This window comes from Methylobacterium crusticola (assembly GCF_003574465.1).
Lineage (GTDB): Bacteria > Pseudomonadota > Alphaproteobacteria > Rhizobiales > Beijerinckiaceae > Methylobacterium > Methylobacterium crusticola.
The window spans coordinates 1-2,131 of the sequence record NZ_QOWC01000435.1 but is presented as its reverse complement, the minus strand read 5'-3'; the positions used below and the strand labels follow the sequence as shown (position 1 = coordinate 2,131).

Annotated in this window: 3 protein-coding genes; 1 reads left to right on the top strand and 2 read right to left on the bottom strand. The window is 71.9% G+C overall.

Translation table 11 applies throughout. The annotated features are described in order from the left end of the window. The coding region (locus tag DT057_RS36340; RefSeq protein ID WP_203236465.1) for a winged helix-turn-helix domain-containing protein at nucleotides 1–316 on the top strand (316 nt) is incomplete at its 5' end. On the opposite strand, the gene DT057_RS37135 is transcribed toward DT057_RS36340, so the two are convergent. Both DT057_RS37135 and fahA read right to left on the bottom strand, forming a co-directional pair. Further along, on the bottom strand, nucleotides 291–734 hold the full coding sequence (locus DT057_RS37135; RefSeq protein WP_238314362.1) for a glutathione S-transferase N-terminal domain-containing protein: 444 nt from the start codon (nucleotides 732–734) through the stop codon (nucleotides 291–293). The genes DT057_RS36340 and DT057_RS37135 overlap by 26 nt on opposite strands. Next, a complete protein-coding gene (gene fahA / locus DT057_RS34695; protein WP_128566529.1) occupies nucleotides 731–2,041 on the bottom strand; it encodes a fumarylacetoacetase in 1,311 nt (436 codons plus the stop codon). The genes DT057_RS37135 and fahA overlap by 4 nt, the downstream gene beginning before the upstream one ends. Nucleotides 2,042–2,131 lie beyond the last annotated feature (90 nt).

Below are 2,131 nucleotides of genomic sequence, written 5' to 3'. Positions count from 1 at the left end.
CAACGCGCGCGGCCCTGACGGGCTCACCGACCGCTGGGCCAGAGGCAGCCCGCCCCGCCTCTCGCCTGAGCAGCAGGCCGACGTGACCCACCTCGTTGAGGCAGGACCCGATCCGGCCGTGCACGGCGTCGTGCGCTGGCGGCGGCAGGATCTGCGGGAGGTCATCGTGGCGCGCTTTGGCGTGCGCTACCACGCGCGCACGATCGGCACGATCCTGCACAAGCTCGGCTTCTCCCGCATCAGCCCCCGCCCGCACCATCCAGCTCAGGACGAGGGGATCGTGGCTGAGTTCAAACAAGCGTCGCCGCGACCCTGAACGCCCCTCTCGCCGGGGTCGGCTCGGACAAACCCGTCGAGATCGGGTTCCAGGACGAGATGCGCCTGGGCCGGAAGAACGGCCTCGTGCGGGTCTGGGCGCGACGCGGTTCGCGGCCGCGCCAGCCGGCCGACCAGCGCGACGAGCGCGCGTACCTGTCCGGGGCGGTCTGTCCGGCCCGCGGCACCTCTTCCAGGTACTCGATGATCGCCGGCGACTGGATCAGCACGCTTCCGTCGTCGAGGGCGAGGCTCGGCACCCGCGCCTGCGGGTTGATCCGCCGGTAAGCCTCGCTCCGGTGCTCACCGCCTCCGTGCACGAGGTGGACCGGCACCTGATCCGGCCTCAGGCCCTTAAGGGCGAGCGCGATGCGCAGCCGGTAGGACGATGTCGAACGCCAGTAGCCGTAGAGCCTCATGCGACCGCTCCAAGCACGACCGCCCGGCACTCGCCGAACCCGATCGATGCGAAGCCGTCCCGCACGCCACGGGCCCGCAGGATCACCTCGTCGCCGTCCTCGAGGAAACGCCGCTCCTCGCCTGAGGCGAGCCGGAGCGGCTCCCGGCCGCCCAGCGTCGCCTCAACGAGGCTGCCGCAGGCGTCGCGATCCGGGCCCGAGATTGTCCCGGTGCCGAGGAGGTCGCCCGGCCGTAGGTTGCAGCCGCCGCAGGTGTGGTGGGCTACCATCTGCGCCACCGTCCAGTACATGTGCCGGGTGTTCGAGGCCGAGATCCGATGTGGGGCGAGGCCGGCCTCGCGCAGGCTCGGCGTCACGAGGAGCACGTCGAGCTGGAGATCGAAGGCGCCACCCGCCTGGTCGGCCTCATCGAGAAGGTAGGGAAGTGGCCGTGGATCACCTTCGGGCCGGGGCGGCTGCGCGATCCGGAAGGGGCTGAGCGCCTCCGGCGTGATGATCCAGGGCGAGATCGTCGAGGCGAAGTTCTTTGACAGGAACGGCCCGAGCGGCTGGTACTCCCAGGCCTGGACGTCCCGGGCCGACCAGTCGTTGAGGAGGCAGAAGCCCGCGACGTGTGCGGGCGCCTTGCCGGTCGGGATGGGCTCGCCGAGGTCGTTGCCGGGGCCGATCCAGACGCCGAGTTCGAGCTCGTAGTCGAGGCGGGTCGAGGGGCCGAAGGTCGGCGCGGCCGCGTCCGAGGCCTTCGCCTGCCCCCGCGGCCGGCGCACCGGGACGCCCGAGGGCCGGATCGACGAGGCCCTACCGTGATAGCCGATCGGCACGTGCTTGTAGTTCGGCAGCAGCGGGTTGTCCGGCCGGAACTGCCGGCCGATGTTCTCGGCATGATGGATGCCGACGTAGAAGTCGGTGTAGTCGCCGATCGTCGCCGGCAGGTGCAGGGTGCAGGAGGCGGCCCCGTGCAGCAGCTGCGCGACCCGGTCGCGCTCCGGCGTGCCGGCGCGCAGCAGATCGGACAGGCGCGCCCGCAGGGCGCGGCGCGGCCCGGCCCCGAGTTCGAGGAGCTGGTTGAGAGCAGTGCCGGTGGCGGCCTCGGCGGCGCGTGCCGCCTCGCCCGCGAGGAGGCCGGCTACCAGCAGTGCCGGAAGGTCGAGGATGTGTTCGCCGATCGCGACCCCGGCCCGCGGAGCGCCGTCCTCAACTGAGAACATCCCAAGCGGCAGGTTCTGGATCGGGAAGTCGGGATGCCCGTCGGCCTCCGGCACCCAGGAGCGCAGAGCCACGTCGTGCGTGTGGTCGATCCCCGTCATGAGCACGCCTCCGGCCGGCGCGGGTCGAACGTCTTCGGGTCGAAGTGCTTGGCGAGCCGGCGGCCGTAGGCGCCGTACTCCGCCTGCAGG